General features: G+C 70.3%; 17 protein-coding genes. 13 read left to right on the top strand and 4 right to left on the bottom strand.

The features are described from left to right. Positions 1-58 precede the first annotated feature (58 nt). From AB0B61_RS45250 to clpB, 7 genes are all read left to right on the top strand, one after another. Positions 59-2,770: an AAA family ATPase gene (locus AB0B61_RS45250; protein ID WP_358446357.1), complete on the top strand. Its 2,712-nt coding sequence runs from the start codon at positions 59-61 to the stop codon at positions 2,768-2,770. 119 nt (positions 2,771-2,889) lie between these two features. Continuing rightward, on the top strand, positions 2,890-3,366 hold the full coding sequence (locus AB0B61_RS45245) for a general stress protein (RefSeq protein ID WP_358446354.1): 477 nt from the start codon (positions 2,890-2,892) through the stop codon (positions 3,364-3,366). A gap of 60 nt (positions 3,367-3,426) precedes the next feature. Further along, a complete protein-coding gene (gene dnaK / locus AB0B61_RS45240) occupies positions 3,427-5,325 on the top strand; it encodes a molecular chaperone DnaK (protein ID WP_358446350.1) in 1,899 nt (632 codons plus the stop codon). 1 nt (position 5,326) lies between these two features. Further along, on the top strand, positions 5,327-5,830 hold the full coding sequence (locus tag AB0B61_RS45235; RefSeq protein ID WP_358446347.1) for a nucleotide exchange factor GrpE: 504 nt from the start codon (positions 5,327-5,329) through the stop codon (positions 5,828-5,830). Further along, positions 5,830-6,756 (top strand): DnaJ C-terminal domain-containing protein, encoded by a 927-nt coding sequence (locus AB0B61_RS45230; protein ID WP_358446344.1) that lies wholly within the window; start codon positions 5,830-5,832, stop codon positions 6,754-6,756. Before AB0B61_RS45235 ends, AB0B61_RS45230 begins: the two co-directional genes overlap by 1 nt. Beyond that, positions 6,753-7,046 (top strand): chaperone modulator CbpM, encoded by a 294-nt coding sequence (locus AB0B61_RS45225; protein ID WP_358446341.1) that lies wholly within the window; start codon positions 6,753-6,755, stop codon positions 7,044-7,046. The genes AB0B61_RS45230 and AB0B61_RS45225 overlap by 4 nt, the downstream gene beginning before the upstream one ends. 12 nt (positions 7,047-7,058) lie before the next feature. Beyond that, complete coding sequence (clpB, locus tag AB0B61_RS45220; RefSeq protein ID WP_358446338.1) at positions 7,059-9,692, top strand: ATP-dependent chaperone ClpB; 2,634 nt, start codon at positions 7,059-7,061, stop codon at positions 9,690-9,692. On the opposite strand, the gene ppk2 is transcribed toward clpB, so the two are convergent. Both ppk2 and AB0B61_RS45210 read right to left on the bottom strand, forming a co-directional pair. Next, positions 9,681-10,586 (bottom strand): polyphosphate kinase 2, encoded by a 906-nt coding sequence (gene ppk2, locus AB0B61_RS45215; RefSeq protein WP_358446335.1) that lies wholly within the window; start codon positions 10,584-10,586, stop codon positions 9,681-9,683. The genes clpB and ppk2 overlap by 12 nt on opposite strands. Positions 10,587-10,728: 142 nt before the next feature. Next, the gene (locus AB0B61_RS45210; RefSeq protein ID WP_358446332.1) at positions 10,729-11,688 is read right to left on the bottom strand and encodes an acyl-CoA desaturase; all 960 of its coding nucleotides are present in this window, start codon (positions 11,686-11,688) and stop codon (positions 10,729-10,731) included. Positions 11,689-11,903: 215 nt separating this feature from the next. On the opposite strand from AB0B61_RS45210, the gene AB0B61_RS45205 reads away from it, so the two are divergent. From AB0B61_RS45205 to AB0B61_RS45190, 4 genes are read left to right on the top strand one after another with little or no spacing between them, the layout of a single operon-like run. Further along, the gene (locus AB0B61_RS45205; protein WP_358446329.1) at positions 11,904-13,211 is read left to right on the top strand and encodes a cytochrome P450; all 1,308 of its coding nucleotides are present in this window, start codon (positions 11,904-11,906) and stop codon (positions 13,209-13,211) included. Continuing rightward, positions 13,208-14,836 (top strand): peroxidase family protein, encoded by a 1,629-nt coding sequence (locus AB0B61_RS45200; RefSeq protein ID WP_358446326.1) that lies wholly within the window; start codon positions 13,208-13,210, stop codon positions 14,834-14,836. The genes AB0B61_RS45205 and AB0B61_RS45200 overlap by 4 nt, the downstream gene beginning before the upstream one ends. Continuing rightward, positions 14,833-16,962 carry a hypothetical protein gene (locus AB0B61_RS45195; RefSeq protein WP_358446323.1) on the top strand — a complete coding sequence of 710 codons (2,130 nt, stop codon included), beginning with the start codon at positions 14,833-14,835 and terminating at the stop codon, positions 16,960-16,962. Before AB0B61_RS45200 ends, AB0B61_RS45195 begins: the two co-directional genes overlap by 4 nt. 47 nt (positions 16,963-17,009) lie before the next feature. Further along, positions 17,010-17,249 carry a hypothetical protein gene (locus AB0B61_RS45190; RefSeq protein ID WP_358446320.1) on the top strand — a complete coding sequence of 80 codons (240 nt, stop codon included), beginning with the start codon at positions 17,010-17,012 and terminating at the stop codon, positions 17,247-17,249. 56 nt (positions 17,250-17,305) lie between these two features. On the opposite strand, the gene AB0B61_RS45185 is transcribed toward AB0B61_RS45190, so the two are convergent. After that, positions 17,306-18,181 carry a LysR family transcriptional regulator gene (locus AB0B61_RS45185; RefSeq protein ID WP_358446317.1) on the bottom strand — a complete coding sequence of 292 codons (876 nt, stop codon included), beginning with the start codon at positions 18,179-18,181 and terminating at the stop codon, positions 17,306-17,308. 119 nt (positions 18,182-18,300) lie between these two features. Between AB0B61_RS45185 and AB0B61_RS45180 the strand changes: the two genes are divergently transcribed. Together AB0B61_RS45180 and AB0B61_RS45175 are read left to right on the top strand one after the other, a co-directional pair. Continuing rightward, complete coding sequence (locus tag AB0B61_RS45180; RefSeq protein WP_358446314.1) at positions 18,301-19,878, top strand: APC family permease; 1,578 nt, start codon at positions 18,301-18,303, stop codon at positions 19,876-19,878. After that, positions 19,875-21,020: an aminotransferase class I/II-fold pyridoxal phosphate-dependent enzyme gene (locus AB0B61_RS45175; protein ID WP_358446311.1), complete on the top strand. Its 1,146-nt coding sequence runs from the start codon at positions 19,875-19,877 to the stop codon at positions 21,018-21,020. The genes AB0B61_RS45180 and AB0B61_RS45175 overlap by 4 nt, the downstream gene beginning before the upstream one ends. An 81-nt stretch (positions 21,021-21,101) precedes the next feature. Here AB0B61_RS45175 and AB0B61_RS45170 read toward each other — a convergent pair whose 3' ends face one another. Continuing rightward, complete coding sequence (locus tag AB0B61_RS45170) at positions 21,102-22,625, bottom strand: flavin monoamine oxidase family protein (RefSeq protein ID WP_358446308.1); 1,524 nt, start codon at positions 22,623-22,625, stop codon at positions 21,102-21,104. Positions 22,626-22,667 lie beyond the last annotated feature (42 nt).

The following is a 22,667-nucleotide window of genomic DNA, read 5'->3' as shown; positions in this document are numbered from 1 at the left end:
CCCTGAGGTGGGATTTGCAGGTCCCTGCCCGGAAAGCGGTTGATTTGGGTGATATGAGATGTGGGAGCGTGACCGGGAATGGCACTATGTCGACAACCTGCTGCGCACGGTCGAAGGAGGCGCGGGCGGGACCCTGCTGGTGGACGGTGAACCCGGGGCGGGCCGGACCCGGCTGCTCGACGAAGCCGCAACAGCCGCGGGCGAGCGCCACATCAGCGTGCTCCGGGGCAACCCGGAGGAACTGGGCGAGCTGCTCCCGTGCGGCATGCTGTTCCAGGCGCTCGATCTGCGATTCGACCCGGCCGCCTACGCTGATCCCGGCGCCTCTCGGGCGCGTACCCTCGAACGCCTGAAGGCGGGCTTCGAGGAGCGGGCCGCCGAGCCGGTGCTGGCCGTGCTGGACGATCTGCACAGGGCGGACCCGATGACGCTCATGGTGCTGCGCGCCCTCCACCACATGCTCGCACCCCGGCCCATCGGCTGGCTGCTGAGCCGCTCGACAGCCCGGGAGCACGGCCAGGCCGCCTTCCTGTTCGACCTCTTGGAGCGGGAAGGGGCCGCCAGGGTCGAACTCGGACCGCTCTCTCCCGAGGCGGCCATCGGGCTGATGACGGAGACGCTCGGGATGCCGCCCGATCCGGCGACGCTGGCATCGGCGGGCGACGCCGGCGGCAATCCGCTGTTGATCAGCGAACTCCTCGCCGGTCTCCGAGCCGAAGGGCTGCTGGGAACCGTGATCGACGGTGCCTGCCCGCCGAACGCGCACATTCCCCACCGGCTGCGGCTGGTCGTGCGGCACTGGATCGAGGCCCTCAGCACCGGCGCCAGAAACCTGGTGGAGACCGTCGCCGTGCTCGGCCGGTCGTTCTCGCCGGAGCAGGCCGCTTCATTGCTGGGCACCACACCGGCCGCGCTGCTTCCCCTGGTCGAGGAGTGCATGGCGGCGGGCATCCTGGCCGCCGACGCCGATGGTCTCACCTTCCGCCACGAGCTGGTCAGGCTCGTGGTCGCCACGCGGGTCCCGCAGCCGGTACGGCACGCGCTGCGGGACCAGCTCGGCGTCCGCACCCACACCGAACTCGCGAGCCGGCCACCGGACGTCCACGCCGGACCGGCGAGTCGGTCACCGGAGGTCTCCGGCCCCGGCCCCGGCCACCTGGTCGCCCTCATCGACGCGGCCATCGCCGGGGGGCGGCTGCAGGAGGCTGAGCGGCTGGTCAACGGGGGTTTGGCCGATCGTGACCCGGCGGACGACGCGGCCGAACTGCGCTGCCTCCTGTCCGACATCATGTATCTGACCGGCCGGATCGACGAGGCCCTGCGGCAGGCCGAGACGGTGCTGGCCGTACCCGACCTGGCCAGCCACGTGCGCGATCGGGCGATCCTGATCCGGCTGTACGCCCTGACACGCCTGCGGGAGTCGGGCACGTCCGCCCGGGAGTACGCGTACGAGGTCCTGGAAGGCGGCGCCCGCTACGGTTCGGCGGCTCAGGTCGCTGCCCTGGTGGTGCTCGCGGTCACCGAGTGGGAAGAGGGCCGGCTCTCCGAGGCGCTGGCGTTCGCCGAGGACGCCAGGCGGCTGGCCGGGACGGACGAGTCGCACGTGCATCGCTACGACTCCCTGCTCGTCTCCGCCGCGCTGCTCATGAACATCCACCGGCTCGACGAGGCCCGCGCGATCCTCCGGGAGGCTCGTGCGGACATGTCCGCCGACAACCATCTGACCTGGACCGCGGACGCCTCCGCTCTGGAGGCCCGGGCCGAGCTCGCAGCGGGCCGTTTCGCCGACGCCGTCACCGAGGCGGAGAGAGCCCTGGACCTGGCCACCACCTTGGGCACCCCGCTGCCCGCCACGGTGGCCAACGCCGTCCTCGCCACCGTGGCGCTACGGCGCGGCGACCTGCGCGCGGCGTCGCGGTACGTCGCGGACGGAACAGGCGGTCCACTCGACGGCCATCCGCGGCACACCCTGCTGACGGCACAGGTCGCCGAGGTACGCGACGGACCGCTGAGCGCGATGACGCTGCTCACGGCCCTTTCCGCCCCAAACGGCCAGGTGGATCTTCCCGTCTCGCTCGGGCTCGCGGACTCTCCCGTACCACGCGGGCGGCTGCGCGCGATGCTCGCTGTGGATCCCACGGCGAGCGCGTGGATGGTCCGCGTCGCCCTCGCCGCCGGCGACCGTGCGGCGGCCGAGGCGGTCGTGGTCACCGTGGAGGCGCTCAGCAAGGGCAACCCGGAGTTCGCCGCGCTGGTCGCCTCGGCCGCGCACGCCCGTGGCCTGCTCGACGGCGACTGCGACGCCCTCTCCCAGGCCGCCGAGCGGACGGACGACGCGTGGGCGCGGGCTTCGGCCGTGGAGGACCTCGGCATGGCGCTCGTCGCGGCCGGACGGCACGAGGATGCGGCCGCCAACCTGGATCGCGCCCTCTCGATCTACCAGGACATCGGCTCCGTCAGGGACTCGGCGCGCGTCCGCCAGAGGCTGCGCGGCATGGGCGTCCGCCACCGCCACTGGAGCTACGCCGAGCGGCCGGTCTCCGGCTGGGACAGCCTCACCGAGACCGAGCGGAACATCTCGCTGCTCGTCGCCGACGGTTGGACCAACCGGCGGATCGCCGAGCAGACGTTCATCAGCGTGCACACGGTGGCCTTCCACCTGCGGCACGTCTACCGCAAGCTGCAGATCAACTCCCGCATCGAGCTCGTCCGTCTCGTGGTGTCGCAGGGGAGGGTCGAGTCCGGCCCGTCCGGTGTGGCGGGAGCCTGAGCGGCACCAAACCGTAACAGACGGTGATGACTACACATCTGGGGGATGTGGCGGACGGATGCCCGGATAAGCCTCGAAAGCGTACGCAGAGGTATCCCGCCTGAGCGCGAGGAGGAGTCATGTCTCTAGCATCACCAGGCCCGATCACCGCGAACCGGGTCCCGGTCGCCAGCTATCCGACGTACGCCGAGGCCGAGAAGGCCGTGGACTTCCTGTCCGACCACGGGTTCCCCGTACAGGGAACGCTCATCGTAGGCGTGGGACTGCGCTCGATCGAGCGAGTGGTCTCGCGCATGACGTACCTGCGCGCCGCCGGGTTGGGCGCCGCGTCCGGAGCCTGGTTCGGTGTGCTCATCGGCCTGTTCCTGGGGATCTTCTTCGCGCCCAGGCCCTCGGCCATGGTCGGCCTGCTGCTGTGGGGCCTGCTGTGGGGACTGGTCGCCGGAGCGATCTACGGCCTGATCTCGCACTCGGTGCACGGCGGTCGCCGGGACTTCGTCTCGGAGAGCGGGCTGGTAGCCGACAAGTACGACGTCCTCGTCGAATCCGACCACGTGGCCAGGGCTCAGGAACTGCTCGGCAAGACAAGCGGCTAGCGAGAAAAGCGGCTAGCGAGAAAAGCGGCTAGCAAAAAAAGCGGCTAGGGGGAGCTCGCCATGGCGAAAGCAGTCGGTATCGATCTCGGTACGACCAACTCGGTGATCGCCGCCACAGAGGACGGTCAGCCCACGGTCATTCCCAACGCGGAGGGGTCACGGACGACACCGTCGGTGGTGGCGTTCACCGACCAGGGCGAGCGGCTGGTCGGTCAGCTGGCCCGTCGTCAGGCCATCCTCAACCCGAAGGGGACGATCTACTCCGCCAAGCGGTTCATCGGCCGCCGCTTCAACGAGGTCGAGAGCGAGATCCACGCGGTCTCCTTCGACGTGGTGGAAGGGCCGGACGGGTCGGTACGCTTCCAGGTCGGCGACAAGCAGTACGCGCCGGAGGAGGTCTCGGCCCTGGTGCTGAGGAAGCTCGTCGCCGACGCGGCGAAGTACCTCGGTGAGAAGGTGACCGAGGCCGTCATCACCGTCCCGGCCTACTTCAACGACGCCCAGCGCCAGGCGACCAAGGACGCGGGCCGCATCGCCGGGCTGGAAGTCCTGCGGATCATCAACGAGCCGACCGCCGCCGCGCTGGCCTACGGGCTGGACAAGAAGTCCAACGAGACCGTGCTGGTCTTCGACCTGGGCGGCGGCACCTTCGACGTCAGCATCCTGGACATCGGTGAGGGGGTCGTCGAGGTACGTTCGACCTCCGGCGACGGGCACCTCGGCGGCGACGACTTCGACCGGCGGATCGTCGACTACCTGGCCGACGAGTTCCAGAAGGACCAGGGCATCGACCTGCGCCGCGACCCGCAGGCCCTGCAGCGGCTGTTCGAGGCGGCGGAGAAGGCCAAGGTCGAGCTGTCGGCGGTGACGCAGACCACGATCAGCCTGCCGTTCATCACGGCGGACGCCACCGGGCCGAAGCACCTCAACACCACGCTGATGCGCTCCACGTTCGAGCAGATCACCGCCGACCTGGTGGAGCGCTGCGTCCATCCCGTGGAGCAGGCGATGGAGGACGCCAAGCTCAGGCCGTCGGACATCGACGAGGTGATCCTCGTCGGCGGCTCGACCCGCATGCCCGCCGTACAGAATCTCGTGCGCAGGCTCACCGGCGGCAAGGACCCCAACATGACGGTCAACCCGGACGAGGTCGTGGCCATCGGCGCGGCGATCCAGGCCGGCATCCTCAAGGGCGAGGTCGAGGACGTCGTCCTGCTCGACGTCACGCCCCTCTCGCTGGGCGTCGAGACGCTCGGCGGCGTCATGACCAAGGTCATCGAACGCAACACCACGATCCCGGCCCGCCGGACCGAAACCTTCAGCACCGCCGACGACGACCAGAACGCCGTCGACATCGTGATCCTGCAAGGGGAGCGGGAACGCGCGGCCGACAACCGGGTGCTCGGACGCTTCCGGCTGGAGAACATCCGCCCCGCGTCCCGGGGAGAGCCGCAGATCGAGGTCACCTTCGACATCGACGCCAACGGCATCCTCAACGTCACCGCCCGCGACAAGGACACCGGTGCCGAGCAGCGGATCACCATCACCGAGAGCTCCAACCTGGACAAGCAGGACATCGAGCGGATGGTCGCCGAAGCCGAGCAGCACCGCACCGAGGACGCCCGGCTCCGGGAGACGATCGACGCCCGCAACGAGCTGGACTCGGTCGCCTACCAGGTGGAACGCCGCCTGGAGGAGCTCGGCGACGGGGTCCCCGTCCACGAGAAGGCGCGTGCGGAGCAACTCGTCCAGGAAGCCCGGCAGGCGGTCAAGGAAGAGGTGCCGCTCGACCGGTTGCGCGGCCTCAGCGGCGAACTCCAGCAGGTCTACCACGGGCTCGCGGTCAGCGGCCGGTCGGAGGGGCAGGCCGGTGTGCCACCGCAGGGCAGGACGGAGGCCGCTTCCGGCCGCGACGAGGACGTGATCGACGCCGAGTTCACCACGTCCGACTCGGAGTGACATGAACGGCCACGAAGACAGGACGGACCAGGCCGAAGCACCCCCCGACGCGTCCGCGGAGACCGACGCGAAGCTGGCCGAACTGGAGGACCGCTGGCTGCGCTCGGTCGCAGAGCTGGACAACGTACGCAAACGCATCGCCCGGGACGCCGAACGGCTGCGGGCCGAGGAGCGGGACAGGGTGGCGGCCGAGTGGCTGCCCATCCTGGACAACCTGGAGCTCGCCCTGGGCCACGCGACCGCTCAGGAAGGCGACGCGCGCGCCATCGCCGAGGGGGTGCGGGCCGTACGGGACCAGGCCCTGGCGGTGCTGTCGCGCCTCGGGTACGCCCGCCACGACGAGAGCGATGTGCCCTTCGATCCGGTCCACCACGAGGCGGTGGCCACCGTCGCACGGGACGACGTCGCGCCCGGCACCGTCGTCCAGGTGGTGCGCCCTGGTTACGGCGACGGACAGCGGCAGCTGCGGCCCGCGGTGGTGGTCGTGTCGAAGAAGGCGGAGTGATGGTCGTCCGACGGGACTTCTACGAGGTGCTGGGCGTCGACCGGAAGGCCGACCAGGACGAGATCCAGCGGGCCTACCGCAAGCTCGTGCGCGCCAACCATCCCGACGTCAACAAGGATCCCGGGGCGGAGGACCGGTTCAAGGAGATCTCGGAGGCGTACTCCGTCCTGTCCGATCCTCAAACGCGCCGCAGGTACGACGCGTTCGGTCCGGATTTCCGCCAGGTGCCGCCCGACGTGGACCCCGAGCAGTACGCCCGCGCACGCGCAGGGGGCGGCCGTCAGCGGCGTCCGGCGGGGGGAGAGGGCTTCGAGGGCGGCATCGACATCGAGGACCTGCTCGGCGGCATGTTCGGCGCCCGAGGCGGCCGTGGCGGGCGCGGCTGGGGGCCTGTGCCCGGTGCCGACCAGGAGGCCGAGCTGACGCTCACGGTCGAGGAGGCCTACAAGGGCGGGCGCCGTACCATCACGCTGCCCGGCGGCCGGCGACTGGACGTCACGATCCCGCCGGGCGTCACGAACGGCCGGCGCGTCAGGCTCGCCGGTGAGGGCGGCCACGGAAGCGGCGACGCGCCGCGGGGCGATCTCTACCTCATCGTCCGGATCGCCGACCATCCCCGTTACCGCGTCGAGGGACGCGACATCCATGCCGTCCTGCCGCTGGCGCCCTGGGAGGCCGCGCTGGGCGCCGCGGTCGCCATCGACACGCCGGGCGGCGAGGCGAAGCTCAAGGTGCCGCCGGGCACCTCGACCGGCCGCCGCCTGCGGCTGCGCGGGCGCGGCATGCCCGACCCGCGCGGTGGCGGCGCCGGGGACTTCTTCGCCGAGGTCCGCGTCATGGTGCCGCCTCGGCTCACCGAGGAGGAGCGGAGCCTGTTCGAGCAGCTCGCCGCCGTCTCGGCCTTCGACCCGAGGGGGCGTTCATGACCTACGCACTCGTACGGCCGGCGCGCCTGGACCTGAACTCCTACGCGCGCGCCACCGGCCTGCACCCGGAGGCCATCCGCCGGCTCGTGGCGCTCGGCCTGCTCGAACCGGTCAGGGACGCCAGGGGAGAGCTGTACTTCCCGCCCGCCCAAGTGGCCGTGGCCGCCAGGATCCAGCGGCTGCACCACGGCCTGTCGATCAACTACGCCGCCATCGGCCTGGTGATCGACCTGCTCGACCGGATCGAAGAGCTGGAGACGACCCTGCGGCGCTTGTCGGAACGACACTAAAAGGGAGCTGGAGTGGACCCGAACCGGATGACGCAGAAATCGCAGGAAGCCCTGCACGACGCCCAGACCAAGGCCGTGCGCCACGGGCACACCGAGGTCGACGCCGAGCACCTCCTGCTGGCCTTGCTCGAACAACCGGAAGGGCTGGCACCCCGGCTGCTGGCGGCGGCGGGGGCGAACACCGACAGCTTGATCACCGACCTGGAGGCGGAGCTCGCCCGCCGGCCCAAGGTCAGCGGGCCGGGGACGACACCCGGCCAGGTCTTCGTCACCCAGCGGCTGACCCGGCTGCTCGACAGCGCGGAGCGGGAGGCGAAGCGGCTCAAGGACGAGTACGTCTCCGTCGAGCACCTGCTGCTGGCCATGATCGAGGAGGGCGCCTCGGGCGCCTCGGGACGGCTGCTGCACGGCCGGGGACTGACCCGGGACCGCTTCCTGGAGTCGCTCACCGCCGTCCGGGGCAACCAGCGGGTCACCTCCGCCATGCCCGAAGTGGCCTACGAGGCACTGGAGAAGTACGGGCGCGACCTGGTCTCCGAGGCCCGCGCGGACAAACTCGACCCGGTCATCGGCCGCGACTCCGAGATCCGCCGGGTGATCCAGATCCTGTCCCGCAAGACCAAGAACAACCCCGTCCTGATCGGTGACCCCGGTGTCGGCAAGACGGCCATCGTCGAAGGGCTCGCCCAGCGGATCGTGCGCGGTGACGTCCCCGAGGGACTGCGCGACAAGACGATCTTCAGCCTGGACATGGGCTCGCTCGTGGCCGGCGCCAAGTACCGCGGGGAGTTCGAGGAACGCCTCAAGGCCGTGCTGAACGAGGTGAAGGCGGCCGAGGGCCGGATCCTGCTGTTCGTCGACGAGCTCCACACGGTCGTCGGAGCCGGGGCGACCGAAGGCGCCATGGACGCCGGCAACATGCTCAAGCCGATGCTCGCGCGCGGCGAGCTGCACATGATCGGCGCGTCCACGATCGAGGAGTACCGCCGGCACATCGAGAAGGACGCGGCCCTGGAGCGGCGCTTCCAGCCGGTGCTGGTCGAGGAGCCCTCCGTCGAGGACGCCATCTCGATCCTGCGCGGGCTGCGCGAACGGCTGGAGGTCTTCCACGGCGTGAAGATCCAGGACAGCGCGCTGGTCGCCGCGGTGAATCTGAGTCACCGCTACATCGCCGACCGGTTCCTGCCGGACAAGGCGATCGACCTGGTCGACGAGGCGTGCGCGATGCTCCGTACCGAGATCGACTCCATGCCCGCCGAGCTCGACGAGCTGACCAGGCGGGCCATGCGGCTGGAGATCGAGGAGGCCGCGCTGGCCAAGGAGGACGACCCGGCGAGCCAGGCTCGCCTCGCCGATCTGCGCAAGGAGCTGGCCGACCTGCGCGCCGAGGCCGGCGCGATGCGGGCCCAGTGGGAGGCCGAGCGCTCGGCCCTGCGCAAGGTCCAGGCCCTGCGGCAGGAGATCGAGTCCGTACGGCGGGAGGCGGAGCTGGCCGAGCGCGACTACGACCTCAACCGCGCCGCCGAGCTGCGCCACGGCAAGCTCCCCGAGCTGGAACGGCGGCTGCGCGGCGAGGAGGAGCGGCTGGACACCCGGCAGCACGGGCACCGGCTGCTGCGCGAGGTCGTGACCGAGGAGGAGATCGCCTCCATCGTCTCGCGCTGGACCGGCATCCCGGTGAGCCGGCTGAAGGAGGCGGAGCGCGAGAAGCTGCTGCGGCTGGACGAGATCCTGCACGAGCGCGTCATCGGCCAGGAGGAGGCCGTACGGCTCGTGGCCGACGCCGTCATCCGCGCCCGCTCCGGCATCAAGGACCCCAGACGCCCCATCGGATCGTTCCTCTTCCTCGGGCCGACCGGTGTCGGCAAGACCGAGCTGGCCAAATCGCTCGCGGCCGCGTTGTTCGACACCGAGGACAACATGATCCGCATCGACATGAGCGAGTACCAGGAGCGCCACACGGTCAGCCGTCTGGTCGGCGCCCCTCCGGGCTACATCGGGTACGAGGAGGGCGGCCAGCTGACGGAGGCGGTGCGGCGCAAGCCGTACTCGGTGGTGCTGTTCGACGAGATCGAGAAGGCCCACGCGGACGTGTTCAACACGCTGCTGCAGGTCCTCGACGACGGGCGGCTGACCGACGCCCAGGGCCGCACGGTCGACTTCCGCAACACCGTGGTCATCATGACCTCCAACATCGGCTCCCAGTACCTGCTCGACGGCGTCACCTCCGACGGCGAGATCAAGCCCGAGGCGCGCGAGCGGGTGATGGGGGAGCTGCGCCGCCACTTCCGGCCCGAGTTCCTCAACCGGGTCGACGACATCGTGCTGTTCAAGCCGCTGACCGAGGGCGAGATCGAGCTGATCGTCGACCTGATGTTCAACGACATCAGGCAGCGGCTGGCGGACCGGCGGCTCAACCTGGAGGTCACGGAGGCGGCGCGGCGGCTCATCGCCAACCAGGGGTACGACCCGGTCTACGGCGCCCGGCCGCTGCGGCGCTACATCGCCCGCGAGGTCGAGACCAGGATCGGCCGCGCGCTGCTCAGCGGCGACGTCCCCGAGGGCTCGACCGTCACGGTGGATGTCGACAAGGGCGAGCTGACCGTCACCTTCCACGGATCAGGGAGTGAGGCTTCAGGCCGGTGACCCCGCGGCCGTGTGGTCCTCGTCGTAGATGTCGGACGCCGACCTGACGATGAGCGGGTCCGGGGTGCCGACCACCTCGTGGTCCTTGTTGTCGTAGTCGAAGCGGCTCAGCACGTGGCGCATCGCCTCCAGGCGCCCCCGCTTCTTGTCGTTGCTCTTGATGACCGTCCACGGCGCCTCGCGGATGTCGGTGTTGAGGAACATCTCCTCCTTGGCGCTGGTGTAGTCGTCCCAGCGGTCCAGCGAGGCCAGGTCCATCGGCGACAGCTTCCACTGCCGTACCGGGTCCACCTGCCGGATGATGAACCGGGTGCGCTGCTCCGAGCGCGTCACCGAGAACCAGAGCTTGACCAGGTGGATGCCGTCGCGCACCAGCGCCCGCTCGAACTGCGGCACCTGCACCATGAACTCCCGGCACTCGGCCTCGGTGCAGAACCCCATCACCCGCTCGACCCCGGCGCGGTTGTACCAGGACCGGTCGAACAGCACGATCTCCCCGGCCGCGGGCAGATGGGCGATGTAGCGCTGCAGGTACCACTGGGTACGCTCGCGCTCGGACGGCTTCTCCAGCGCCACCACGGTCGCCCCGCGCGGGTTGAGATGCTCCATGAACCGCTTGATCGTGCCGCCCTTGCCCGCCGCGTCACGCCCCTCGAACAGGATCACCAGGCGCTGGCCGTTGGCCTTGACCCAGTACTGCAGCTTCAGCAGCTCGATCTGCAACAGCCGCTTGTCGTGGTCGTAGTCCTGCCGCTCCAGCCGCTCGGAATAGGGATAGTGCTCACGCCAGGTGTCGACCCGGCTGCCGTCCGGCCGCAACAGCACCGGATCGTCGTCGTCGCTGTCGTCCACCAGCAGTCCGGGGGTGGAGTCCAGCAGAGAAACCCGCTCCATAACAACGGACTTGCCCAAAAATCGCCCGGTAACGCGGTATGTGCGAGGCGGACAGTTGAACGCTTGATGTCCAGCCGAGGTCGCCCATCCGGCCGCCGGGGGGCGGCGCCGTCAAGAGCGGGGATCGCGCGGGCCGACGCGGTCAGGGACGCGGAACGCGGCGGGCGCTCAGGCGGTCGGGGTCGGGCCAGTGCACGCCGTAGGCCCAGCCCGCCAGCTCGAACCAGCGGATCAGCCGGGCGCTGGGGTCGAGCTGGCCGCTGAGCACCCCGTGCCGCGCGCAGGTCGGCTCCACGTGGTGCCAGTTGTGCCAGCCCTCGCCGAGCGTCAGCAACGCCACCCACCGTACGTTCGACGAGCGGTCCCGGGTACGGAACGGCCGCTCGCCGAAGGTGTGCGCGATGGAGTTCACCGACCACGTGACGTGGTGCACCACGGCGTAGCGGACCAGCCCGCCCCAGAACAACGCCGTCCACGCCCCCGCCCACGACATGGACCACAGCCCGCCCACCGCGGCAGGCAGCGCGAACGACAACGCCGCCACGGCCGGATAGGCGGCGTCGAACCGCCGTACGTCCGGGTCGGCCAGCAGGTCGGGCACCCAGTGCCGGCGGCTGGAGCGGTCGCGTGCGGTGTAGAACCAGCCGATGTGGGCGTGTGCCATGCCGCGCAGCAGCGCCAGGCCGCTGTCGCCATAACGCCACGGCGAGTGCGGGTCGCCCTCGCGGTCGGCGTACTTGTGGTGTCGGCGGTGCTCGGCCGTCCACAGGGTGACCGGGCCCTCGACCGCCATGCCCCCGGCCAGCATGAGCGCGATGCGCAGCGGCCGGCGGCACTTGAAGGCGCGGTGGGTGAAGAGCCGGTGGTAGCCGATGGCGATCCCGAAGATGCTGACCAGGTACATCACCACCGCGATCACCACGTCACGCGGCCCGATGCCCCATCCCCAGACGGCGGGCACGGCCAGGACGGGAAGCAGCACCGGCAACACCACCAGGACGATCAGGTAGACGGTCCGGCGGCCGGTGGTGGCCATCACCGTCTCCGCCCGGTCCGAATCCGTGGTGCCCGAATCCGGCCGCGGGGCAGATGACGAGCTCACGCTACCTCCCATGATCAGCGAGGACGGTTGGGCTCCTCATTCAACGGCTGTGTCCCCAGCGCACGGCAATGACCTGGAAGTGACGACATCATCACTCAGAGGAATCAAAACACTCCATACGGTAGTCACCAAGAAATGGGTATCGCATGCCTAGTTGCGGCTACAGACCGTAATGATCTTTGTTCGCTCCGGCGTCGGACAGAAGGGCCTACGGCATGGGTGCTGTCGATCAGACAACCACGGGCGGCCATCTGGAGAGATACGACGAGGCGCTGGCGCGCGATCCGATCTCCGCGTTCGGCCTGGTCCGGGAGTGGCTGCGGACCGACTGGCGGGCCCTGTTCGCCGAGCTCCGCGAGCGGCGCCCCATCTTCGTCACGCCCGCCTTCACGGTCGTGACCCGCTTCGCCGACGTCACCGAGGTGCTCTCCCGCGAGACGGTCTTCTCGGTACGCGCCTTCGGTCCCCGTCTCGACGCCGCGCTGGGCGGCCCCTTCATGCTGGGCCGGGACGCCACCCCGATGAACTGGCGGGACAAAGGGTTGATGCAGGTCATGCTCGACCCGCGCGACGTGCCGGGGGTGCGCGAGCTGGCCGGGCGCCTGGCCGACGAGCGGCTCGACATCGCCTGGCCGTCCGGCGGCGTCGAAGCGGTCCACGGGCTGTTCCGCCCCGTCGCCCTGGGCGTGTCCGCGACCTACTTCGGTTTCCCCGGCCCCGACCCGCAGACCCTGTCGCGGTGGACGCGGGCCATCGTCACCGACGGCTTCGCCAACTTCCTGGGCGATCCGAAGATCCAGGCCGCGTCGGTCCGCGCGGGCGCGGAGATGATCGCCTACCTGCGCGAGCGGCTCACCGAACGCCGGGCCGCGCTGCTGGCGGGACGGCGCCTGCCCGACGACGTCTTCACCCGGCTCGCCGGCACCGTCCTGCCCGCCGAGATCGGTGTGGACGACGAACGCGTCCTGATCAACATGGCCGGCCTGCCGCTGGGGTTCGTGGAGAGCGCGCCCGGAGCCATGGTCGAGGCGGTCGAGCAGCTTCTGCTGCGCCCGGAGGTGCTGGCCCAGGCCATCGAGGCCGCCGGCGACCCGGATCCTGGCCGTTTCGACCGTTATGTCTGGGAGGCGCTGCGGTTCAACCCGTTCTTCAAGCTGCTGCCCCGGTTGTGCGAGCGCGACTACGTCCTGGCCGCCGGCACCCCCCGCGCCACGACGATCCCGGCGGGCACGCTCGTGCTCGCCGCGCCGGCCTCGGCCATGTTCGACGCGGACGTGGTGGCCGAGCCCGAGGAGTTCCGCCTCGACCGGCCGGGGCACCATCAGCTGTTCTTCGGTTCCGGCCAGCACGCCTGCCTGGGCGTGCATCCGGCCAGGGCCGTCATCTGCGAAGCCGTACGCCGCCTGCTGCTGCGTCCAGGGGTGCGCCTGCTCCCACCGCCGGAAGGACAGGTCGTCCGGGCCGGCGGGATCTTCCCCGACCGGTTCGTCCTCGGGCTCGGCGCCGAAGGCCAGGAACGATGACCATGGCGCGGCGCCGGACGACGGCCGAGAGCGGGACGGCCGCCAAGGGCGGAGCGACGGCGCGGAGCATCGCCACCGACGGGGCCGTCAACCGGCTCAGGTTCCTGGCGCTGACCCACGGCCGGCCGTTCTGGGATCTCGTCCAGTCCATCAGGCCCGTACGGCGTCGCCTCAACGCCCTGCTGATCGACCAGGCGGTCCGTGAGATGCCGCCACGGCCGGAGCCGTTGAGCACGATGGCCGACTACACCTCATGGGCCTCGCTGACCGACCGTACCTACAGCGGCAGGCACGTACCCCCGCTCGCCGTGCCCGAGAGCGCCCGGCCCACCCCCGAGAAGGCCGCCGACCTGTTCACCCGTGGCGAGAGCATGATCCCGTGCCCGCGCTCCACGGTGCTGTTCGCCTACTTCGCCCAGTGGTTCACCGACGGTTTCCTGCGCGGTGACGTCCACGTCCCGCGCGACCCCCGCAAGAACAGCTCCAACCACCAGATCGACCTGAACCAGGTCTACGGCCTGCACGCGACGGCGACGGCGGCGCTGCGTACCTTCCATGGTGGGCTGCTCAAGAGCCAGTTCATCAACGGCGGGGAGTTCCCGCCCTACCTGTGCGAGAACGGCAAGATCAAACCGGAGTTCGCCGCCCTGAGCGTCATCCGCTTCGCCGAGCTCACCGACGAGCAGCGCGACACCCTGTTCGCGACCGGCAGCGACCGGGGCAACATCCAGCTCGGCTTCACCATGCTGACGGTGCTGTTCCTGCGCGAGCACAACAGGGTGGCCCGCCTGCTCGGCCAGCTCTGCCCGCGCTGGGACGACGAGCGCCTGTTCCAGACGGCGCGCAACATCCTCATCGTGCTGCTGATCAAGCTGGTCGTCGAGGAGTACATCAACCACATCACGCCCTACCACTTCCGCTTCACCCTGGACTCGCGGCTGTCGACGATGCTGGCCCACGTGCCCTGGCACCGCGAGAACTGGGCCTCGGTGGAGTTCAACCTCGTCTACCGCTGGCACAGCCTGATCCCCTCCCAGCTGTCGGTGGGCGGCCACGACCTGCCGATGGCGCGAACGTTGCTCGGCGGCGCGCTGATCCCGGAGCACGGCCTCGGCCGGCTCTTCGAGGACGCCTCCCGCCAGCGCGCCGGCCGCATCGGCCTGTTCAACACCGACCCCCTGCTGCGGGAGGTGGACATGGCCAGCATCGCCGACTCGCGTACCCTCGGCCTGGCCCCGTACAACAGCTACCGCGAGCACTGCAATTTCCCCCGGGTGCGCGGTTTCGACCAGATCTCCGGTGACGGGCGGATCAGCGGCGCGTTGCGGGAGCTCTACCGCGGTGTCGACGACCTCGACCTGTACGTGGGCCTGTTCGCCGAGGAGCCCGGCAGCCCCGACGCCATCCTGCCGCCGCTGCTCACGAAGATCATCGCCATCGACGCCTTCTCCCAGGCGCTGACCAATCCGCTGCTGGCCCCGCGGGTGTCCAACGCCGCGACCTTCTCCCCGCACGGCATGCGGATCATCGCCAGCACGCGGACGCTGTCGGACGTGCTGCACCGCAACGTCCCGGAGGATCCAAGCCCCCGCTTCGTCAGCATGACGCGACGGACGGCCCGATGAGCGACCCGGCCGCCGAGTCGATGCGTGCCGCGGCCCGCGAGCTGGTCGACATCGGGGTCACGATCCGGGAGGCGGCGGGCCACGCCACGGCCGCGCTCACCGACGGCGCCCTGCTCAGCGCGCTGCCGCAGGCCCCCTCGGCGGGTTACCTGGCCCACCGGGCGCTGCTGCGCGCCATCACCGATGGCGCGGGCCTGGGCTACGCGCTCACCGGCGGCCGGTTGGGCGCCCTGGCGGCCAAGCTCGGCGGCATGGCGGGCGCGGAGAGCCTGGCCGTCCGCGTGCTGGCCACCTCGCTGCGACTGCGGATCGCCGCCGTCGCCCTCGACCACCCCGAGCTGAGCGCCGACCCCATGCTCGGCCGGCTCATCGAGGCGGCCGCCGCCGACCGCGACCTGGAGGCCGTCCGCGCGCTGCGCGCCCTGCTCAAGGACCGCGGCGCCGTGCGCGCGCTCAGCGCCCTCGCCCCGGTCTTCGGCGAGGTCCTCGCCCTGCGGGCGCTGCTCGACGAGAACCCGCTCAACGACGACACCGCCTGGCTGATCGCGACGGGCAAGGGCTACGCCACCGCCGACCCGATCACCGGCATGAGCAACAAGATGGTCGCCGTCCTCGACACGGGGGAGGGGGCGGCGCGCCGGGTCGACCTGTCCGCGGCCGAAACCGCGCGGCTGAGCCCGCAGGGGTCGCTGCTCGGGTTCCTGCGCAACATCAGCGTGGTCGGTACGACGGGACGGGTGCTCATCCAGAGCGTGGCGGGCCTCGACGGAGCGGTGCGCCACGTCGTCCAGGCGCCCGGGATACGGGCGGGACGGCTCGACGGCGACTCGCCCCAGGACCTGCTCGGCGCCTTCAGCAGCGCCGTGCTGGACAGCAGCCCCTACAGCCGCGCGCTGGCCAAGGCCATCGACGACTACGGCCTGCCCCAGGGGGCCGAGCTGGCTCTCATCGGCCACAGCGCGGGTGGCGCGGCCATCATGAACCTGGCCCAGGACGCGGAGTTCTGCGCCCGCTACACCGTCACGCACGCCGTCGCGGTCGGCTCGCCCGTCGACTTCAAGCGGCCCGCCGACCCGCGTACCTGGGTCGCCAGCGTCACCAACCAGCACGACATCGTCCCCACCCTCGACGGGCAGGGCGCGGGCACCTGCTTCGACCTGCATCCCGACTGGTACGCCGTGGACTACTTCGACTCCACCCACCTCTTCCCGCTCTGCCACAGCATCGAGCACTACATCGCCAACATCGCCGACGACCTGCCCGAGGCCCGTCGGCGGATCGACGGGCGGCTCGGGCCGTTCCGGGGGCAGGTCGTCCGCTCGCAGGCGTACCGGCTGTCCGACCGCGCGCCCCGCCCCGCCGGGTCGCCCTTCCTCACGGTGCCCACGTACGCCGTGGACGGGGTCGAGCTGCCGATCAGGTGCCACAACGGCAGCGGCCTCACGGCCTACTTCGCCGCGGATCCGGCGGGGGCGGCGGCACTGCTGGAGGGGACCGGGTTCGGGCCCGCCGTACGGGTCGCCGGGCGAGCCCTGGTCGCCGTGCACGCCTCCTGGGACCGGCGTACCAGCGCGGGCGGCTACCGCGAGCTTCACCTCGGGATCGTCGTACCCGGTCCGTGGCGGTCGAGGTCGCCGCTCGTCTGGCTCGATCTGCTGCGCGGGGCCGACCGGCGGCGCTCGGGCAGCTTCCTGGCCGGCTCCGTGATCGACGCCGCCGCCCTCGGCGCCGTGGCACCGCGGCTTTGGGGCGGCGAGCCGTACCTGGTGCCGCTGGAGTTCGAGCTGACCAGCGGCTACGCGCGCGTCGCCGTCGGCGGCCTCGACGAACGGCTTCTCACGCTGAGCGGGGTCCTCGGTCCCTGGCTGCCCGTGAGCGACCGCGACCTGGTCGGCTACGCGCGGGGGGCGGCGGGCACCGCGCTGCGCTCCTGCGTACGGACCCGCGGGCTGGGCCGCCTGCATCCCGTGCCACGGCTCCGGCTGGCCGTGGCGCCGGGGTCGGCGCACCCGCTGGCCCGCCAGCTCCGCGAGCTGGGCCTCGACGGCGCCCGCCCGCTGCTGTGCCTGTCGGCCACCGCCCGCCAGACACTCCGCGACGCCGCCGTCCCGCTACCGACCCTCTGACCGGCCGAAGCCCCTGAGCGGCCGACCCCCCCGCGACCGGAGGACCGATGCCAGCCGATTCCGCGGCGATCGCCGCCCACGCCGCACTCCTGCAGGCCGACATCCGCGCCCTGACCGACTGCGCCGTACGCCTGCGCGAGATCGAGGCCAGGCTGGCGACCGGCGAGACGCCGCGATGGCTGCGCGAGGCGATCAACGCCCACGTCGCCGCCTGCGCGACGGCCGCCGCCGACCTGACCACGGCGGCGGCGCACCTGCGCCACTACGCCGAGCGGACGCGCCCCTGACGCGCCCGCCGCTGATCTTCAGGGCCAGGGCGGCAGAGGAGGCGAACCACTGCCGATCAACCCTCGTCGAAGGCGGTGCGGAGGGCGGGCAGGTTGTCCAGCAGGGTGCGCACACCGAGCCGGTCGGCGGTGGCCGAGGCGTAGACGAACTGCACGTCGACCCGCCAACCGCCGAACCGAAGCGGCAGGAGCACAGTGTCGCCGTCCCGGATCGATCGTGCCGCGACGAAGGCGGGGACTATGGCGACGAAGCCGGCGTCGATCGCCAGCCGGATCGCGGTCGACGGCAGGCCGGTGGTGTGGATCGGGGCGTCGAGTCCTCGGTCCGGATGTTCGAGGGAAGCGGAAAGTTCCTGGGCGTCGCGACCCCACCGGTAGACGATGACGCCGGTTCGGCTGAGGTCCTCGATCCCGAGGCGTCTGCGATCGGCGAGAGGATGGTGCCGAGGGCACACCGCCACCATCGCGGATCGGTTGATCGGCTCGGACCGCAACCCGCGCAACGGCACCTTGGGCATCACGAATCCGGCGTGGACGCTACCGTCGAGGAGACGGCCGACGACCTCGCCGCTGTGTGCGACCCGGCAGTGCACGGCAATCGGTTCGCCTGCGACCGCCCGCAGCACGGCGGGGAAGACGACGTCGCCGAGGCTCGCGGGCGCGGCGAGGACGAGCCGTTGGGTCTCGTGCTTCGCCACGCCGATGGCCGCCTCGTCGAGAAGGTCGAGACATCGCTGTGCGTAGTCGTTCAACCGCTCGCCGGCCGGGGTGGTGACGCTGCCCCGCGGGCCCCGCACGAACAACGCGGCGCCGAGCTTGCGCTCCAGGGCGGCTATCCTGGCGCTGACCGACGGCATCGACAGCCGTAGTTCGGTCGCCGCGGCGCCGAGGCTTCCCGTGCGGGCCACGGTGGTGAACACGACCAGATCCATTGTCTCGATCTTGTGACCGGGCCCACCGTAGCCGGGGACAGTCATAGGCACAGCCTAACCCTGGCCCCAGGCATTTCGGGTCTACCTCCACGATTCCGACATCATCGATAGTTCAGGGCATGAATCAGACACCGTCGGGCGTTTCGCCGGGCGAAGATCTGCGCCTGCGGCGCGGGCTCGGCACGATGTCCCTTTCCCTGATCACTTTCTCCAGCGTCATCGGCTCGGGCTGGCTGCTCGCGCCGTACACCGCGGCCAAGGCGGCCGGGCCGGCCGCCTTTTTGTCCTGGACGATCGCCTCGGTCGCTACCGCTCTGGTATCACTCGCCTTCATCGACCTGGCCTTCCGCCATCCGATGTCCGGCGGCAACGTCCGTTGGCCGCAACTGGCGTCAGGCCCGTTGGTCGGCAGCGTGGTCGGCTGGGCGGTGTTTCTCCAGGCCGTCAGCGCCGGGCCGAGTGAGTCGACGGCGGTTGTGCAATACGCGGCCAAGTGGCTGCCGTGGGTGATGTCCGGCGAGTCGTTGAGCTTGGCGGGACGGCTGATCGCCGCCGGGCTGCTCGTGTTCTTCTGCATGCTCAACCTGTTCGGGATCAAACTGCTCGCCAAGGTGAACAACGTGGTCGCCACCATCAAGGTGGTGATCCCGGCGCTAACGGTGATCCTTTTGCTGGCCAGTGGCTTCGACACGGCCAACGTGGCGACCGGCGGCGGGATAGCACCTTACGGCGTCTCGGCGGCACTCACCGCGGTGGTCGGCGGTGGGCTGGTGTACTCGTTCACCGGAATCAACGCCGCGGCCGTGATGTCCGGCGAGGCGAAGGACCCGCGCCGCACTGTGCCGAGGGCCACGCTGATCGTGCTGGCCGGGACGATCGTGCTGTACATGGGCCTGCAAGCGGTGATGATCTTCTCGTTGCCCAACGGGCTGCTCGGCAGCGGCTGGCACGGGATCAACCTCAATTCGCCGCTCGCCTCGCTCGCCACCCTGCTCGGCCTGTCCTGGTTCGCCACCGTGCTGCTTGCCGACGCGATCTTCTCCCCCTCCGGCAGCCTGCTGATCGGCATCGGCGTCAAGGGCCGCTACACCTACGGCGCCGCGCAGAACGGCCTGCTGCCCGCCGCACTGACAAAAGTGGACTCGCGGTTCGGCATTCCCCGGCGCGCGCTGCTGCTCAACGTCGGCATCGGCTCGGTCATCGTGCTCATTTTCGGGAACTGGAAATCCATCGCCAGCTCGCTGAGCTTCTACTACGGACTCTCGTACGCGGCCGTCTCGGTCGCGGTCACCGTACTCGCGGCGACAACCCCGCTGGAGAAGGGCTGGCTCCGAAGGTGGGCGATTCCGGTCGGCTTCGCGTCCTTCGTGCTCTCCGGCCTCATTCTCTACTGGTCGACCTGGGAAAAGATCCGCGTCGCCGTGCCGTTGCTGCTGATCGGCTTCCTGATCTACCTCGTCCGAACAGCCAGGATGCGAACGGCGGGCGGCTGGCTGGTGGGCTTCCTGCTCATGCTCGCAGTGCTGTCCGCGCTCGGCTCGTTCGAAGGTGCCGGCGTTGTCGCCGCGCCGTACGACTCCATTCTCGTCGGTGTGTTCAGCGCGGGAATCTGGTTCCTCGCGCACCGATCCGGCCTGCGCCACCAGCGATCACTGGCAGCGGCCGCGACCCCACAAGACGTAGGGAGCATGACTTGATCGAGAAGGCGATCGACCTCGACTGGGACCTCGAGCGATCCCGCGCCCGGCGGAACAAGCGGTGGTCTCAGTACGACCGGGACATCATCGATCTCACCGTCGCCGAGATGGACCTGCCGGTCGCCGGCCCCGTCCTCGCCGCCGTTCAGGACGCCGTGCGACGGCAGGCGTTCGGCTATCCGATCGCCGACGAACTCAGCGAGGTTCCCCAGGCGGCCGGCCAATGGCTCACCGAGGTGCACGGTCTCCCGCTCGGCCCGGACCGCGTGCGGCTGCTGCCGGAGCTGATGCGCGGCGTGACCATGGCGATCAAGCATCTGACCAGGGCGGGTTCGCCGGTGGTCGTGCCGACCCCCACCTACGGCCGGTTCTTCGACGCCATCCGGGTCGCCGGTCGCGAGGCCGTCGAAGTTCCGATGCGTATCGGAGAACGAGGCTACGAACTCGACCTCGACGGCATCGACCGGGCACTGCGCGCGAGGGCGGGCAGTGTCCTCCTCTGCCATCCCAACAACCCGACAGGCCGCGTGTTCGATCGCGACCAGTTGCAGGGCTTGGCCGAACTCGCCGCGCGGCACGGGGCGCGAGTGATCAGCGACGAGATCCACGCGCCGCTGCGCTATCAGCTCGATTTCATCCCCTACGGCTCGCTCGACGACAACGCGATCACTCTGATCAGCGCGACCAAGGCGTGGAACTTCCCCGGCCTGCGGTGCGGGCTGATCGCTTTCAGCAATCCAGACGACGCGCGGCTCTGGCAGAGCCTGCCGAGGGCGGCGGTCGGCGGCATGAGCCCGCTCGGCATGACCGCCACCGTCGCCGCGCTCCGCGACGGCGGGCCGTGGCTGCGCGAAGCCGTCCGGTTTCTGGACGGCAACCGGAAGCTGGTCACCAACATGCTCGCCGACCTGGACATCGGATACAGAGAGCCGGACGCGGGTTACCTCGCCTGGCTCGACCTGCGCCGGTTCGGGCTCGCTGACCCGGCGGCCCACCTGCTGGACCGGACCAACATCGCCACCACCGAGGGCGTCGATCACGGAGCGTCAGGGAAGGGCTTCATCCGGCTCAACTTCGCGACTCCGCCTGACGTACTCACGGATGCCCTTGATCGAGTCATCGACTGTCTGCTCGGCCGCTAGGTAGGACGGCGCGCTCGTCGGGGCCGCCCCGTCGTGGATCGCGGAAGCGCGCGGCGCTTCCGCGATTCGCACCGGCTGTGCTCAGCCCGCCTCGTGTATGGCTCGTGCCGCGCTGAGTCCCGACTCCAGGGCGCCCTCGATCCATGCGTGCCACAGTGAGCAGTGCTCGCCCGCGAAGTGCACCCGGCCCTCCGGCGCCATGATCGCGTCATGCAGGTTGCTCTGCTGGTGCGGCTCGAACAGGGCGAAGGCGCCGGCCGCGTAGGGGTCGTTGTACCAGGCGTGCGTGACGCCGAACTCGAAGTGGTCGTAGATGCTGGGGTGGATCTTGGCCACGTCCTCGAGGGCCTGATCGATCCGCTTCTGCGAGGACATCGCGCCCCACCGCAGCGCGTCCTGGCCCCAGGTGTAGCTGGCCAGCAGGATCGAGCGTTCGTCGGGGGAGGGATGTGAGGGATAGCAGATGCGCCGGATCGGCAGGTCGGTGACCGTGGTGCCGCCGACGATGCCGTCGGTCTGTTCCCAGAACGGCCGCCGCACCTGGAAGAGGATCTTGGTGGAGGCGTTGTAGTTGAGCTCCCGGATGGCGCGCTGCTTGCGGCGGGAGAAGGCGGGCCGGGTCTCGACGTCACGCAGCACCGAGAACGGGATCGTGCAGATGGCGTAGTCGCCGGTGAGCGTCGTCCGGCCCGAGCCGGTCCTGACGTGCAGGGTGACCGAGTGGTCGTCCTGCTCGATGGCGGAGACCTCGTGACCGAACCGGATGTGGTTCCTGAGCTCGTGGTAGAAGGCGGTCGGCAACCGGTCGGCACCGCCCTCGATCTCCTGCATGTCCTCGAACGCGCGCCCGATGATCTCGCGGAACTGCTCGATGACCGCCGCGTTGAGGTTGGCCTCCCGGAAGCTCATGACGCCGTAGAGCTCGATGGCCCCCTCGGAGAATCCGCGCTCGCGTAGGAAGCTGCGGATGGAGTAGCGGTCATATTCGGCGCAGATGCGGTCGAGCGCGTTCTCGCCCTCCTGCGCGTAGAGGTCGTGGATCTCCTGGGTGGCGGTGCGCCACAGGTCCTCGTAGGTGCGGCCGTGCTCGTGCTCGGCCAGGCCGAAGTCGATGATGTCGGGGTTGTCGTTGAGCTCCTTGATCGTGGTCCTGACGCCCTGGATGTAGGCCAGGGCGTGGGGGTTGCCCATCACGAACGGCCGCAGGGTCAGCCCGAACCTCTCGCAGTAGGCGAGGGTGAGGTCGTGCACGCGCGGGATCCGCATCGCGCCCGCCTCGGCGTAGAGGCCGGGTGCGAATCCGCGCAGGGTGAGCACGCGCCCGCCGACCCGCTGCTGGGCCTCCAGGACGACGGGCTCGTGCCCCTGTCGCATCAGCTCGTAGGCGGCGACCAGACCGGCCATTCCACCACCGATGATCAGTACGCGTTTGTGCGGCCGGCCGCCGGCGGCCAGTCCGTGCTCGGCCGCCGCGACCAGGTCCGCGGGCACTCTGAGGTCGTGACTCGGTCGTGGTGCTCCGGCGGCCATCAGCTCCGCGGGCATGGCCGAACCGAGCGCTGTCGACGGGTTCTCTTCCAGGGCGTCACACTCCTTCGTCGTCACCTAAAGCACACTTATGATCGCTTTAAGTGACGATGATCGCCA

This window comes from Nonomuraea sp. NPDC049158, from assembly GCF_040648335.1.
In the GTDB taxonomy this organism is placed as follows: Bacteria; Actinomycetota; Actinomycetes; order Streptosporangiales; family Streptosporangiaceae; genus Nonomuraea.
The sequence above is the reverse complement of the archived record's forward strand: the minus strand, read 5'-3'. Positions and strand labels throughout refer to the sequence as shown.